We start from the raw sequence: 14363 nt of genomic DNA, 5'->3' as shown, positions 1-14363 counted from the left end.
GTGCCGCAGTAATTGGCTTTATTCTGGGCGAATCCCCCAGAACGCTTTTTCTAATAATTCCCTGACTGCCATACAGTCAACCGGACGCGGATTATAATAAGGATCAGTTGTGGCAATCTTCGCTGCTTTATCCAGATCTTTTTCCTGCATCCCGATATCTTTCAGTGCCACGGGCGCACCAATTGCTTTTGCCAGATCATACAATCCAGCGGCTGCATCCTGCGCTTTTACCCCCAGCGCACGCCCTATAGCCTGCATTGCCTGCGGGGCATACGTCTGGTTGAACCCGGTTGCCTGAGGAATAATCACGGTATGGACTTGCGCATGCGGCAGATTGAAACTTCCTCCCAGCGTATGGCAGAGCTTGTGGTGAATAGCCATCCCTACAGAACCCAGTACGCTGCCGGACAGCCATGCTCCATACAATGCCTGCGCACGTGCATTGATATCTTCTGGGCGTATCACAACTTCAGGCAGGCTTAAGCGCAATGCCCTGATCCCTTCTTCCGCCATCATGGATGTGATCGGATTGTGATTCTGTGAATACAATCCTTCCACACAGTGGGCAATCGCATTCATGCCGCTGGGACCGGAGATAAAAGCTGGCAGGCTGAGGGTCAATTGAGGATCATAAATCACGGTCTTTGGCAATACATTCACATCGCGCCCGGTGGTTTTAATCCCGTCCCGGGTTATACCCCAGACCGGCGTCATTTCTGAGCCAGCATAAGTCGTAGGGATCGTCAGAATCGGTAGTGCGGTTTGCAGGGCTATCGCCTTTGCCAATCCGACTGTCGAGCCGCCACCAATTGCCACGCAACCGTCAACGCGCAACTCGTCCACAACGCGCATGACATCCGCTACTGTTTCTGCTGGGACATGCATGACGGCTTTATCATAAATACCAGCAGCAATATCGCCTAATATCGACTGCACATCAGTTGCCAGATTAAGCTGCTGTGGCGTTGAGATCACCAGAGCCCGAGTGATCCCCAGCAATTGCGCCTCCGCTTTTGTTTCAGCGATTTTACCGGCACCGAAGATAACTCTGCCGGGCAAAGCTTGGTAAATAAAATTCATCATGATGCCACTTCTGTATGCGCACGCTCTGTACGCTCATTGAGATCCCGTAATACTTTCAGTTCCTGTTCTGTGGGCGGTTGCGTCGTGTTTAATACTGAGGCTATCCGCAACGACCAACCAGTATTCTCCAGAACCTGCTCTGTCGTGACACCGGGGTGAAGGTAAGTCATAACCAGCTCTTTGGTCACCGGATCGGGCTCCAGAATCCCCAAATCGGTAATGACAGCCCGAGGCCCTCCATTGGTCAGGTCAAGCTTTTCACGCGAATCTCCGCCTTGCAGGTAACCTGGTGAGGTGATGAAATCCATGTGTTCAACAAAAGAACGGCTGTTTTGCTTCAGAATGATCAATACTTCCTTGCAGTTAGTGCTGATTTCCGGTGCACCGCCCGCGCCGGGCAAACGGACTGTCGGCGAGTGATAATCGCCAATCACCGTGGTGTTGATATTGGCGTATTTATCAATCTGAGCGGCTCCGAGAAAACCAACATCGATGTGTTCACCCTGTAGCCAGTAACGAAACATCTCAGGCACCGAAACCACCACATCAGCCGTTTCTGCCAGTTCCCCATCACCGATGGACAGAGGCAGAACGTCAGGTTTCGTGCCGATGGTGCCGGATTCATAGATCAGGACAATATCGGGCGTGCGGGTCAGGCGAGCCAGATTGGCCGCTGCGCTGGGCATACCGATCCCCACAAAACACACCTGACCCTCTTTGAGCATCCGGGAAGCACAAACCGTCATCATTTCAGAAGATGTATAGGTATTGCTCACGCTACCTCTCCTTTTTGCTCTTTCTCCAAGCTCAGTTTGAAGGCAGCGAAATCTGCCGTCCCTAGTACGTGTTTCTCCATCCAGTCGCTGAACGTTTGGCGGTCACGGGCAATGCTGTCCCAGTTCTGGTAGAACGCATTGTTACGCTTATAGTAACCCTGCGCATATGAAGGAAACGCCCCGCCGGGGATCACGCAGATCGCGTCAATCACCCATCCGGGAAGTACTACCTGGTTCATCGCGGGCTTGAGGACGTCAACCACTTCTTCCACCGTCACGATGACTTTTTGGGCCGCCAGTACGGCCTCTTTCTGTACCCCAATGATGCCCCATAACAGAACATTGCCCTTTCTATCAGCCTGTTGGGCATGAATTATCGTGACATCAGGACGGATCGCGGGTACTGCTGCCAGCCTCTGCCCCGTAAACGGACAATTTATCTGTTTAATCGTCGTCGTGTATTTGGGAATATCAGAGCCGAGATAGCCACGCAGGACGGCAAACGGCAGATTTGCCGCTCCCGCATCATAGGCATTGGCCATATCTGCATGGGCATGCTCTTCGATCTCTAGCGTATGAGGCCAGCCCTTTTCCACCGCATCGCGCAAGCGGTGCAGCGATCCCACTCCGGGGTTTCCGCCCCAGGAGAAAATTATCTTTCTGGCACACCCCATGCCAATAAGCTGGTCGTAAATCACATCCGGCGTCATGCGGATCAATGTCAGATCTTTTTTGCGTTGCCGGATAATCTCATGTCCCGCAGCAAAGGGGATCAGGTGAGTAAATCCTTCCAGCGCAAGGATATTACCGTCCTGTACCAGTTCGCAGACAGCCTGTTTCAGTGCTATTATTTTTGTCATAGCGTTCCCCCTGATGCGAATTTATCTCTGGTAAAAAGGCGGGATTTTTGCATCAACATTGACCCACACAGATTTCACCTGAGTATATTCACGCATCACTTCAAACCCCATCTCACGACCATAGCCTGAACGCCCCACGCCACCAAACGGACTGGCCGGGTTGACGCGCTTGTAGCAATTGATCCACACCATGCCAGCATGCATATCACGGGCAAACCTGTGAGCACGGCTGATGTCTTTGGTCCATAGCCCTGAACCCAGCCCATATTCGGTGCTGTTGGCAATCGCCAGCGCTTCTTCATCATTCTTGAAGGTAATAACCGTCACAAAGGGGCCGAACACCTCCTCCTGTGCAATGCGATCGGAATATTTCGCCCTGACGACGGTTGGTTCAATGTAACAGCCATTGGCAAGAGCGGGATCCGCTGGCGGCTTACCGCCCAGCAGGATCTCACACCCTTGTGAACGGGCAACGTCGCAGTAAGCCAACACGCGCTCCCTGTGTTGCAAAGAGGTCACCGGCCCCATTTCCGTCTCCGGTAACAAAGGATCGCCCAGACGGATGGAACCGGCCAGCGTTAGGAACTTCTCCAGAAAAGCATCAGCAATACTTTCATGTAGGATAATGCGCGATCCGGCAATACACGCCTGCCCCTGATTATGAAAGATGGCCCAAGCACTGCCGCCAACGGCTTTGGTCAGATCGGCATCTTCAAAAATGATATTGGCCCCTTTGCCGCCCAACTCCAACTGTACTTTCTTCAGGTTACCCGCTGAGGCGGCAACAATGCTCTGCCCGGTCATTGTCGATCCGGTAAAAGCAATTTTGCCCACATCTTCATGCTCCGACAATCTCGCTCCGGCACTATTCCCATATCCCACCACCACGTTAATCACGCCAGGAGGAAAGCCCACTTCCATCATCAGTTCAGCAATACGCAGCGTACTCAGAGGCGTGATTTCCGAAGGCTTGATCACAATCGTGTTACCGGCAGCAAGAGCTGGTGCCATCTTCCAACTGGTAAACATCAAAGGGAAGTTCCAGGGGACGATTTGACCCACCACGCCAATGGGCTCACGTGTGGTATAGTTCAGAAAACCTTCTTCTACCGGAATTACGCTGCCTTCAAGTTTATCTGCCATTCCACCAAAATAGCGGAAACAGTATGCCGTGCGGGGAACATCTATATTCAGCGTATCGCGGATCGGATGTCCTGTATCCATAGTTTCCAGTTGAGCGAGTTCTGCTGCATGTTCTTCAATTTTATCAGCCAGTTTTAGCAACAAAGCCCCTCTTTCAGATGCCTGCAACCTACCCCAAGCGGGGTAGGCGGCTTTTGCAGCAGCCACTGCACAATCCACATCGGCCTCTTTTGCTTCAGCAACCCGGGTAATAAGTGAGCCATCATGAGGATTCATGACTTCAATAGTCTGACCGTCGGACGCATCTATCCAGTCACCGTTTATCAGCATTTTGTTCTGTATACGCATGGGTATATCCTCACCCTGATTAGAATGTCACCGGAACCATCGGAATGGTACCATCCTTGATCATGTCCATGATTTCAGGCGAACCATTTTCCCACACCAGTAACATGGAGCGCTTGGGCGACATTCCCTGATGGCGAATATCTCCTGGCATGGCAGCAATATCCCCGGCACGCATGGTGACTTTCGCCAGTGGGCTGCTGCTCTTGCCATCCTTGATATCCCAGGCAATTTCATCAGACAACTGGATGAACCATTCGGCACGGTCATTACCGTGGTCAATAGGAAGAATAAACTCTTCGGTAGTCGGGCAAAACAGACTCTGACGCACCACGGAAACCACTGACGGATTCCAGGTCATATCCGAACGGGAGAGATAACCAAACAGGTTGAACGCATGCAGTTCACCTTCAAAGCCTGGTTCAGCTTTCACGACGGGCTGCTCCTGATTTACATCCATGAAAGCCCGGTTAACCGGATGACCATTATCATCTGAACGCAGCGGCGCATCACCCGGAATGCCCACCATGCGTTTAGCCACTTCACGTTTACGCCCGATTAAACGATCTTCATTGCCATTTTTGCGTCCCCACGCCACTCCCGTTTCCTGCGGTGCAGCGAAGGGATCAAACCCGGTGTTGGTCCAGTCAGAAATCATGGCTTTGAAAATCGCCATCAGCTCGTCAGATTTGAAATTCTCTTTATAATCACGGCCAGCACGGGTCCATTCTTTATGGAATGACCCCATGTACAAATCGACGTTACCGTAATGATTAGTCGTGCCCAGTACATCATCAAACGCAACAGTGCCATAAAAAAATCCCCAGGCAATATCACGCATCAAAGCTTTGAGGTAGTCATCGATCGGTATCATATGTTCCCCTGTCGGGCAACTGATGTAGGCGAAGTACTCGCAGCGATCAAACGTAAAATGGCCAGCGGTAAAAGTTTGATAGCCCGTTTCGGTATTATCTATTGTACATTTTAAATTCGTATTCATTTTTTCAGCCCTCAGTTATGCTGGGAAAAACCATCAAATTCAATTAATTCAGGCAGATATCAGCCCATTTCTGGACTGAGACATCACCGAGAATTGACTGAATCATCAGAGTTGCAGGCTTATCAGCATGGAAGCGATAAGCCACTTTTTCAGGCAGGAGGGCCTGGTGCCCACGTTTGAGGTAGATACATCCCATTTTTTGCCCATCGGGAGTGCCATTCAGCTTAACAGCGCCATCTTTATCTTCATCAATGACCGATTCATCAGTCAGCTTGACAAAATGCACCTCAACATCATAATCCATAGCAACCACAAATTCGTCGTGCGCACAGGCAAACCAGGGCGATGTCCCTTCGGCACGAGCGATCTCGATGGTATAGTCTAAATTGATCGCAGCAACGATACGGTCGTAGGGTGCACTGGTTGCCGCGATTTCATACATGTTGGAAAAAACGTAACGTTTGGGATCTTCAACCAGCGCTTGGATCCCACCTTTGTGATAATTATCGATTGATGCGAATGCTGTTTTATATTGCACTAACATGATGTTTTATCTCCTTAACGAAAGTATGGATTGAGACCTTGAAATGGATTTTATTTTTATATCATCAAGTCACTCCGTGTTCGCATAGAGAACAAAAAAATCACCATGCGAACACCAATTAGATATTGGAAACGTGTTAATAAAATGTCAATACCTGAAGAGTCAAAAGAGTTCGTTACGTCACTGGCACGTGGTCTTTCTGTGATCCAGGTCTTTAATCGAGCAGCAAATAAGCTGTCTTTAAGTGAGGTGGCCAAGCTTTCCGGGCTGAGCAGGGCAACTGCCCGACGCTTTTTATTTACACTCAGCGTGTTGGGGTATACAGAGAGTGACGGGAAACTTTTTTGGCTGTCGCCAAAAGTGCTGCAACTGGGGTATTCCTATTTAGCATCACAGCCAATCGTGAACATTGTTCAACCGTTTATTGAACAGGTCAGTAACGAAACCGGGGAATCCTGCTCGGTTTCAGTCTTAGATGGTTCTGAAATCGTCTATGTAGCCAGATATATGACACATCATATTATGTCAGTCAATCTGGGAATTGGTACACGCCTGCCTGCTGTTGCCACCTCTATGGGACGCGTTTTATTAGCCTATAAAACACCTGAGGAGCAGCAAGCCTTTCTGGCAAACTATATACTGGAACGCTACACTCCCCATACGTTGGTAGAACGTAATGCATTACTGGGGATTCTGACACAGGTGCAGGCCCAAGGATATGCGATAGTCAATCAGGAGCTTGAACTGGGCTTAAGATCCATCGCGGTTCCCATTATGAATCAACGTGATCAGGTTATTGCAGCCATTAATGTATCCACACAGCCAACACGCACATCCGAATCCGTATTGCTGGAAAAAATTCTGCCCAGCCTGCGTCAGGCCGCCAAATGTATCTATGACCGTCTGCCTGTGTGACCATACCTTCGCCAGAGATGCAGCACTGACATCAGTGCTGCTGAATATGCAAGATCCAGCGCAAGCAACGGATCGCCCAGTTCATCAATTTTTCGGCGAGGGTATTCAGGGACCTGTTTGTCTTTTTTCAATGCAGAGCGAGTCATCATGACGAGATCACCTTGTCAGGAACAACATTGTTTATACCCGTCATCTTTCAAGTTGCTTCTTTAGTTGCTTCTTTGTTGGCTGCACTCACTCACCCCGGTCACATCGTTATCTATGCTCCCGGGGATTCGCTCCCTTGCCGCCGCGATCCATCTTGAAATCCATTGGGTATATATTTTACTTTCGCGATCAAGGGAAGTATTTAAAGGTTCTCTCAAAATGAAAAAGTTTCCGCAGAACAAGCAGAAAAATGGTTGGCGATAAGTTCAGCAGCAGTCATACCCGTACAAGCAAAATGTAATTTGTTTTGAATTGTCTTAAAGAAACGTGTTGTTTCTTTATTAGATGGTTCATAGTCTGCTGCCATCGTGAAAATCTTTTTCAACCGCTCGATCACAGGAGTCGTATTTGATTATTAACTTGTTGATTTAATTCTGTCATTTCGTATTGGATAAATGAGTAACCCCCATAAGCACCCCCAAATGATTTTGCTTGTAGGGTTCGGGGGCATCCTGAGCTACTTTTTAGGCTCTGTTTTCCACTGTAGCAAACCGGCGATATCCTTCTCACCTTCGGCTTCTTTTAAGCGCCGGTGTTGTTCAGCAAACTGACTATATTCCGCCTGCGCTTTTTCATCGGCCATTTTCTTACTGACTTTACCTGCGCCTTGCAGAACCTCGCGGTCGTTAAATTGCAGGAACTGATCCAGCTTATCCTGCCAGTCGCGTAAAAAGACCTGCTGACGACGACGGGCCTGATCCTCGGCAAAATCCAGCCACATGTTAACCACACGATTGAGTTCGCTGACCTCATCCTGATTAAGGTAGTTTTTTGCCACCGTCACATCACATTTGCGCACCTCTTTGCCTTTATAACTGGTCAAGCCCATGTGCGGCTGGCTGGCGTCAGCACGCAGATGAATGAGTTCAGCGGCGGTATGTCCGGTACAGGCAAAATGCAACTTGTTCTGGATGGTTTGAAAAAACTGCGTGGTTTCTTTCAACGACGGTTGATAGTCAGCCGCTAATGCAAAGATCTCCCGCACCCGCAAATACACCCGGCGCTCGCTGGCCCGAATATCGCGGATGCGTTCGAGCATCTCATCGAAATAGTCCGGTACAGCAGAAGAACCAACAGGCGGATTTTTCAGCCGCTCATCGTCCATCACAAAACCTTTGATCAGGTATTCCTGAAGCGTCTGGGTGGCCCACTGGCGGAACTGTGTGCCGCGAGGGGAACGAACGCGATAGCCAACAGCAAGGATGACAGGCAGGCTGTAGTGAAGCCGATTGCGACTTACCTGGCGACTACCTTCCTGTTGAACTTGTAAGTAAGACTTACAGGTTGCGTTTTGTTCAAGCTCGCCTTCTTCATAGATCGCTTTAATGTGCTGGGTAACGGCCTGGGGGGTGATCTGATAAAGGTTTGCGATGGTTGCCTGAGGGAGCCATAGTGTTTCTTGCTCAAAGCGGCATTCAACACGTACATCACCGTCATCGCTGGCAAACATAACAAATTCGCCTGCCGGGGATTGGGTTAAGTATTTATCTGTCATGCCGCCTCCGCTTACATCTGACTCATAATGCTGTAATCCGCTTAGTATGCCAGATATCCCTGGTGAAGCTCATTACGCAGATAGCGTTTATTTTGCTGGTAGCGCCCCAGGATAATGCTTCGCCACGATATCATTCATCTTCTCTACCAGATCAGGGCGTTTAAACGTGATATGTCCGCTGCCTTTCTGAAAATAACGAATGATAAAGAGATCATCCTCGAAGACCTGCTGATGTGGATTATCGCGGACAAAATCCATAAACCGGATAGAAACATCATGCCGATTATCGGGAATGGTTTTACCATCCAGCAGGTGAAGCATCCGTTCCAGATCGGCTAACTGATCACGCCGCCAGCCCCAGTTCAGGCTGTAGCCCCATCGGTCATGCTTCACCAGATTGTTGATGATGATCTTCTTGCCGAAACAGCAGGGATTATTGGTTTTGTAGTCCCAGCTTAATCCCCTGAACACATTGATGATGCCACGTTCAAAGACCTCCTGTTTGTTGTGATGAAGCTGCTCAAACGTACTCAGGATATTCGCTTCGCTGATTGCCGGAAGATCGCCTTCTTCGAGGTTCTTAGCCCACTGACTACACGCCTCAGCGTCCATTAACGTCAACATCCCGGACTTCAGCATGAGATCGCGCCAGATACTGCGGTCGATATTGCGGGTAATCACCGGCATTGCTTTATCTACTGGTTGCATCAGCCAGCAGTCAAAGGAATGGCCCTGTCGCATCGCCCAATGCTCCGCCACATCACCACCGATGCTGGAGGTTAGCCGTGAGATATCATCAAGCTTATGGATCAGAATTTCTATCAGGCTCAGCGCAGCATCACGTCCTGTGACGATACGTTCAATACTGGTCGAGCAAATTAGCTCATTATGGTCAGTTAAGACTTCAGCTTCTGTTTGCATGTTTTTGTCCGTATAAAAGCAAACGCGCCTGCCGGGAGTGGCAGGCGCATTATGTAGTGAGTAAATAAGGAAGAAAGATCGGGAATGTAATTCGGGAAGACGGCTCGCAAGATTCAGCGAGTTGAAGGATGATGGCTTTGCCGCAAAAGGCCGGTTGCTTGCCTTGCCCGTAAAATATCTACAGCCCGAAGATAAGGTGATTGCTCCTGACAGTTAAACCTCCTGAGGTCGATACGAACCAGTTCGTACTTTTCTACCAAAAAGTTAACGGCATCAGCCAATGTAATACCAGCGTTGATATGTTCCTGAATAACAGTTTCATCGCTGAACGGCGTGTCATTCAGGGTGAGGCCATAATGTTGCTCCAGCAGACGTGTAAGTAGAGTTTGCCAGACAAGCACAGGTGGCGGTCATGGCTTCGCCACCCGCTGATTTGCAGGAAAAGTTGTCATAGGGATTCTGTTGGGAAATTGAGTTAACGTTGAGTGGGATAGATAGCGATGTAAACGTAGCCACAGCTACCGAGCGTATCCGCTTCACAGGTCAGTTCGTTGTGGTACAGCGTTACACGGTGTGCATCGCGGGAGTTAAGCTCACCAGAGAGCAGCATCAGCTCCATCTGTTTAATAAAGTGTGGAAATGCGGCATTCAGTTGGTGGCACTCTTCCTCATTGAAAGTGCCAGTTATCCCGGCGCGGTCAGCTAAATAATGTAGTCGATTGCCTTCCTGTACTAACCTTGCGGTAAAGCGAGGCATTAAATCGTACCGAAGCCCCCATTCAGGGTTATCGTTTTTTTCCATAGTAGGTTCCTATTCAGAGCAGATAAGTACGCGGAGTCGGTGTTACAGCCAGCCCATCTCAGCAAAAGACAGCGTATTGCCATCACCGATAATGAAATGACCCAGTACCCGTACTTCCACCAGATTCAGGGTATTTACGATCCGGTCAGTGATAGTGCGATCTGCTTTGCTGGCATCCGTAATCCCTGACGGATGGTTATGTGCGAGAATCACCGCTGCCGCGTTATGGCGCAGTGCTGATTTCACAATTTCACGGGGATGTGCTTCGGTATGGCTAATCGTGCCGAGAAATAGAGTTTCATGTTCCAGCAGGCGATGTTGATTATCGAGGTAGAGTACGACAAAGACTTCTCTCTCCTGCCGTGCCAGATGCAGTTGTAGCCAGGTTTTCGTATAACTGGCAGCAAGAAACTGCTCTCCCGGTTGGCGCTGGTATTTTTCCAGCAATCGCAGTGCCCGTCGAATAATACGTTGATCATTTACCGAAAAAGCTGGAGTTAAAATTAGTCCAGACATAGTGACTCCTGAAAAGTAAAAGCCCCGCCGCAGTTTAGCGCAGGGCATGGGATGTTTGATAATGCAACCAGATGAACCCGACAGTTAAGGAAGGTGAAAGAAACAATCTCCCATTTCACTCTGATATTAAAGACCTGTTATTTTTTAGAAATTGAATCGTCATTAATAAAAGGATCTTCAGGCTTTGGAAAGGTTCTTAGCTTAACGCTGATAATCTGATTGTCAGCAAAGGTAATATAATGATTGCTGAAAATGTCTTCAGACACTTTTTGCATGTCTACCATCTTTTTAATTTGCACAGGTTCATTGAGTACACCAACAAAGTAGCCTCCTGATCCACGTGTTTTTGCTTCATTGATATGGAGCATTTGTAAATATTTTCTGTAACGACCATTTTTTCTAAATACTTCGGCAAATCGCATATATTTAATATTCATCAGATCGAGATGATAATATTGTTCTCCGCCGCCCTGCGGATATAAAGGCGTTAATAGAAAACAGTAGTTTACATCCACATCAGCAGTTTCTTTTCCGTTCATTTTCTGGAATGTGATATTTGCTTCGGTAATAATTACCAGATTTATCCACGGCGGGATCTCTGGCATATACATCGGAAGTTTCCCCTGCAAATCATCTATTATAAATCTCTTTAAATTACCCTTGTTAATCCTTCTGGGCATAATGGCTTCAATAAAAGGTATCTGGCATCTGAAACCTGTGTTAACTTTTTTTGGTAAAGATGTACCTAAAAGTATTGCCTGTGTAGAGTCATTCTGGTTTTTTGAGTGCTCTGTTTTCTTTATGATTCTATTAACTAAGAATTCATTTGTGTAGATGCTATTATATATATTTCCATGTTCCTGAAATTGTTTTTCCAGTTCTCCCAGTTCATATTCCCCTAGGGCAACCGCATGAATGATTAAATATCACTCACATTAGCAAAACCCGCCTGTAATACTCGCTCCAAAAATTGGGTTTTCATCCATATTCGTCTACGCTTCGCTTTGATGCTTAATTGACTCGTTTCTTTTTTCAGCATGTTTAACGAAATACGTCGTAATATCGCGATGTTTTCCGCCGCATTTTCACGGTAAATTTGACAATCATCTTCCTTAAACGTCACATCAAGCACCCAGTGAAGATTATTCTCTATTTGCCAATGGCTGCGTACTGCCTGAGAAAATTGTTCTTCTGTCAGTCTGGCTGAACTGATGTAGTAACGGTACTCCAGACTGGGCAATTTGCCGTTTTCTTGCCTGTATCCGATTGTGACACCCAGGGTTTTTAATCCCGCCCATTCCGGAAAATCGGCTTTGAATGTCTCGGCATTCAGCACATGGCTTTCTCTGATTTCCAGACGACCATGACCCTGTTCTATCCGCGCTTTTTCGGGTGTTAAGGGCAAAACGCGCTGGGCTTCCAGGGCTTTTTGAATGGCACGATGGAGACGTTTTTGGTTGTCTTTCACACTTAATAAATAATCCGCGCCGGCATCAATAATCTCCTGAGCGATCTGCGTTTGGCATCCCATCGCATCAATGGAAATCAGCGCGCCTTTCAGTTCCAACAACTTAATGAGTTCCGGGATTGCGGTAATTTCATTAGATTTTTTCTGGGTTTTAACCTGGCCGATGACCATTTTATTGGCTGTCGCATAAGCACTCACAAGGTGGAGAGCCGAACCGCGTTCTCCCGGGGCATAGGCACCCCGTAAAACTTTACCATCAATCGCCACTAATTCCCCCTGAGTGACCTGATGAACCGAACGCATCCAGTTGATAAAACAAAGATTAAATTGTTCCGGATTAATCCGTGAGAGAAGTCGGGCAATCGTGTCATCAACAGGGATCCCCTCCTTGAACATATTATGTTCAAGAAACCATTCATGGTGGCCTTCAATATACTCTTGGATCTCACTCCAACCATCGGCGCCGCCCAGAACAGCGCACAATGAGGCAAATAAAATATCGAATAAAGGGTAGGCAACTTTGGCGCTTTGACGGGGATCTTGAATGTCTGAGAAATGTTCAGTAAAAATATCAAAGCACAGGGTTTTTGCTCTCAAAAAGAGAGTATGAGATCATAACTATTACCGTCGGTCAAATCTGATTTTTTTAACAAAATATTCACGATCTTGCCCTGCGATAGATGCCGACTGATAAAGATGACCGAACCTCCTCTGGGTGCTTTACTATGACCAGAATTGGCAGTCCGTCAGGCGGTAGCCGGAGAGGCCTGAACGCCCCTTGTGTGCTAGGAGCGGACATTCCACACTTCTGCTAATGTGGCCAAAATCGGCATGCCACTACAATCTAGCAAAGGATAGATAATGGATAAAAATGAGCCAACATTATGGCCTCCATACCAAGTCTTCTATATCCAATCTATGTTGTTCAATACAACATCGGCTCTACAGGCCGTGGATAGAGCATCTAAGTACATCCAAGCTATCAGTGAAGGGAAACTAGGGCCACAAGATCGGAAAGATGAGCTTCTAGACTGTCTACAAAACTTCATCAATCATAGTGCTGCTATAGCTCGGTACTTCTTTCCATCAATGATTGGTGGAAAAGGTGAGAAGGTTTTATATAAGAACCGTGCTGAGTTTCTTAGGCAGATTTTTGATGTGACAGAAAGCAGCCCTTTGCATGATAAGAAACTTAGAAATGCAATAGAGCACTTTGATGAACGACTGGATATGTATCTTGAAGGTGGAATTGTAGGAAATATCTTCCCAAGTCTAATCTTGAACAAGCCAGAAGAAACAGATGTGCCGCATCACATCTTCAGAGCCTACTATCTAAATGATGGAATTTATCAAGTATTGGGGGAAAGACATAATGTTCAACCTATTCTTGATGAAGTCATGAGACTTCATGAACTGTTGGAGATGTTTGATGAAAATGGTGGAATGTTTGGGAAATAAAAAAGCACCTCCGGGTGCTTTTTTATTTTAGATGTTTGGATGCTTAACGAATGGTTAAGCCTGAAAATTCATCCTTCTTCTTTGAAATAACATTTTTTATCCATTCTGGATTCCATCGGGCATAGTCTTTAAGTGCCCATCCAATCGCTTTTCTAATAAAGGACTCATTCTCTGATGATAGTAAATCAGAGTAATGGTAAAGGCGATCTATTGACCTGCTTCCCGTAGATTAACACACACCAATACCAGTAATGTCCACCTTGACGGTGATTACAATTGCCAACATCCGCTACGTGCCAACAGCGGATCTCTTCGCCAGGGGTAAATCCTTACTACAAATCGCAACTACTTGTGTTAAAAAGAAGTTTCAGGCTAGTTATGTGTGAAGCTTTAATAGGAGTGGAAATGCGAACTCAGAAACGATGTATGGGATATGTAGCCATAGTAGTTGATGACTATGACCGCGCAATTGAGTATTACATTGAAAAACTGGGTTTTACCCTTGTTGAGGATATTCCACAGCCGGGGAAACGATGGGTAGTCGTTTCCCCGACCCAGAAAGCGATTGCAATCTTCTTCTGGCGCGAGCCTCCAACGAGAGGCAAGAAGATTTCATCGGCAACCAATGCGGCGGTAGGGTATTTCTTTTTCTCCAGACTGATGATTTCTGGCGCGACTACAATGCCATGAAATCAAAAGGCGTAGAGTTTTCTGAGGAACCTCGTGATGAGGTATACGGTACAGTTGTCGTATTTGAGGACCTTTACGGCAATCGCTGGGATCTTTATCAGAACAAGTAAGGCTAAAAACTATCTTCCGGCTACTTTGTC

At 47.3% G+C, this 14363-nt stretch carries 17 protein-coding genes and 2 pseudogenes; 3 read left to right on the top strand and 16 right to left on the bottom strand.

Annotation, left to right across the window (positions count from 1 at the left end; translation table 11 throughout):
• Window positions 1–18: 18 nt before the first annotated feature.
• Genes PluTT01m_RS00750 through PluTT01m_RS00725 form a run of 6 tightly spaced genes read right to left on the bottom strand, consistent with a single transcriptional unit; the run spans window position 19 to window position 5751 of the window.
• A complete protein-coding gene (locus PluTT01m_RS00750) occupies window positions 19–1083 on the bottom strand; it encodes a maleylacetate reductase (protein ID WP_011144550.1) in 1065 nt (354 codons plus the stop codon).
• Window positions 1080–1829 carry a CoA-transferase subunit beta gene (locus PluTT01m_RS00745; protein ID WP_255562998.1) on the bottom strand — a complete coding sequence of 250 codons (750 nt, stop codon included), beginning with the start codon at window positions 1827–1829 and terminating at the stop codon, window positions 1080–1082. The genes PluTT01m_RS00750 and PluTT01m_RS00745 overlap by 4 nt, the downstream gene beginning before the upstream one ends.
• Window positions 1830–1855: 26 nt before the next feature.
• Complete coding sequence (locus PluTT01m_RS00740; RefSeq protein WP_011144548.1) at window positions 1856–2719, bottom strand: CoA transferase subunit A; 864 nt, start codon at window positions 2717–2719, stop codon at window positions 1856–1858.
• Between the two features lie 21 nt (window positions 2720–2740).
• Window positions 2741–4210, bottom strand: coding sequence for an aldehyde dehydrogenase family protein (locus tag PluTT01m_RS00735; RefSeq protein ID WP_011144547.1), 1470 nt, complete (start codon window positions 4208–4210; stop codon window positions 2741–2743).
• 19 nt (window positions 4211–4229) lie between these two features.
• Window positions 4230–5207, bottom strand: coding sequence for a hypothetical protein (locus PluTT01m_RS00730; RefSeq protein ID WP_011144546.1), 978 nt, complete (start codon window positions 5205–5207; stop codon window positions 4230–4232).
• A 43-nt stretch (window positions 5208–5250) separates the two neighbouring features.
• Window positions 5251–5751, bottom strand: a complete 501-nt coding sequence (locus PluTT01m_RS00725; protein ID WP_011144545.1) for a cupin domain-containing protein — start codon at window positions 5749–5751, stop codon at window positions 5251–5253.
• 144 nt (window positions 5752–5895) lie between these two features.
• On the opposite strand from PluTT01m_RS00725, the gene PluTT01m_RS00720 reads away from it, so the two are divergent.
• Complete coding sequence (locus PluTT01m_RS00720) at window positions 5896–6666, top strand: IclR family transcriptional regulator (RefSeq protein ID WP_011144544.1); 771 nt, start codon at window positions 5896–5898, stop codon at window positions 6664–6666.
• On the opposite strand, the gene PluTT01m_RS26765 is transcribed toward PluTT01m_RS00720, so the two are convergent.
• From PluTT01m_RS26765 to PluTT01m_RS00680, 9 genes and pseudogenes are all read right to left on the bottom strand, one after another.
• On the bottom strand, window positions 6645–6815 hold the full coding sequence (locus tag PluTT01m_RS26765; RefSeq protein WP_157852154.1) for a hypothetical protein: 171 nt from the start codon (window positions 6813–6815) through the stop codon (window positions 6645–6647). The genes PluTT01m_RS00720 and PluTT01m_RS26765 overlap by 22 nt on opposite strands.
• 239 nt (window positions 6816–7054) lie before the next feature.
• Window positions 7055–7201 (bottom strand): annotated as a pseudogene (rhuM, locus tag PluTT01m_RS00715) (RhuM family protein); the annotation flags it as partial.
• A 129-nt stretch (window positions 7202–7330) separates the two neighbouring features.
• The gene (gene rhuM / locus PluTT01m_RS00710; RefSeq protein WP_011144543.1) at window positions 7331–8368 is read right to left on the bottom strand and encodes a virulence protein RhuM; all 1038 of its coding nucleotides are present in this window, start codon (window positions 8366–8368) and stop codon (window positions 7331–7333) included.
• A gap of 87 nt (window positions 8369–8455) precedes the next feature.
• On the bottom strand, window positions 8456–9289 hold the full coding sequence (locus PluTT01m_RS00705; protein ID WP_011144542.1) for a DUF4942 domain-containing protein: 834 nt from the start codon (window positions 9287–9289) through the stop codon (window positions 8456–8458).
• Between the two features lie 113 nt (window positions 9290–9402).
• Window positions 9403–9690 carry a TA system toxin CbtA family protein gene (locus PluTT01m_RS00700; protein ID WP_011144541.1) on the bottom strand — a complete coding sequence of 96 codons (288 nt, stop codon included), beginning with the start codon at window positions 9688–9690 and terminating at the stop codon, window positions 9403–9405.
• 74 nt (window positions 9691–9764) lie between these two features.
• Window positions 9765–10091 carry a type IV toxin-antitoxin system YeeU family antitoxin gene (locus PluTT01m_RS00695; protein WP_011144540.1) on the bottom strand — a complete coding sequence of 109 codons (327 nt, stop codon included), beginning with the start codon at window positions 10089–10091 and terminating at the stop codon, window positions 9765–9767.
• 42 nt (window positions 10092–10133) lie between these two features.
• Window positions 10134–10607 (bottom strand): RadC family protein, encoded by a 474-nt coding sequence (radC, locus tag PluTT01m_RS00690; protein ID WP_011144539.1) that lies wholly within the window; start codon window positions 10605–10607, stop codon window positions 10134–10136.
• A 137-nt stretch (window positions 10608–10744) separates the two neighbouring features.
• On the bottom strand, window positions 10745–11212 hold the full coding sequence (locus PluTT01m_RS00685) for a hypothetical protein (protein ID WP_125043731.1): 468 nt from the start codon (window positions 11210–11212) through the stop codon (window positions 10745–10747).
• Window positions 11213–11526: 314 nt separating this feature from the next.
• Window positions 11527–12657, bottom strand: coding sequence for an ISAs1-like element ISPlu17 family transposase (locus PluTT01m_RS00680; protein ID WP_011144537.1), 1131 nt, complete (start codon window positions 12655–12657; stop codon window positions 11527–11529).
• 279 nt (window positions 12658–12936) lie between these two features.
• Here PluTT01m_RS00680 and PluTT01m_RS00675 point away from each other — a divergent pair, with 279 nt between their 5' ends.
• Complete coding sequence (locus tag PluTT01m_RS00675) at window positions 12937–13533, top strand: hypothetical protein (protein ID WP_011144536.1); 597 nt, start codon at window positions 12937–12939, stop codon at window positions 13531–13533.
• A gap of 43 nt (window positions 13534–13576) precedes the next feature.
• On the opposite strand, the gene PluTT01m_RS28140 is transcribed toward PluTT01m_RS00675, so the two are convergent.
• Entirely contained in the window at window positions 13577–13744 is a 168-nt protein-coding gene (locus PluTT01m_RS28140) for a DNA alkylation repair protein (protein ID WP_082302939.1), read from the bottom strand.
• A 194-nt stretch (window positions 13745–13938) separates the two neighbouring features.
• On the opposite strand from PluTT01m_RS28140, the pseudogene PluTT01m_RS00665 reads away from it, so the two are divergent.
• Window positions 13939–14333: pseudogene (locus PluTT01m_RS00665) on the top strand (VOC family protein).
• The last annotated feature ends 30 nt before the right edge of the window (window positions 14334–14363 follow it).

The organism is Photorhabdus laumondii subsp. laumondii, assembly GCF_003343245.1.
GTDB classification, from domain to species: Bacteria; Pseudomonadota; Gammaproteobacteria; order Enterobacterales; family Enterobacteriaceae; genus Photorhabdus; species Photorhabdus laumondii.
Note: the sequence above shows the minus strand (reverse complement) of the source record. Positions and strands in the feature narration are given on the sequence as shown.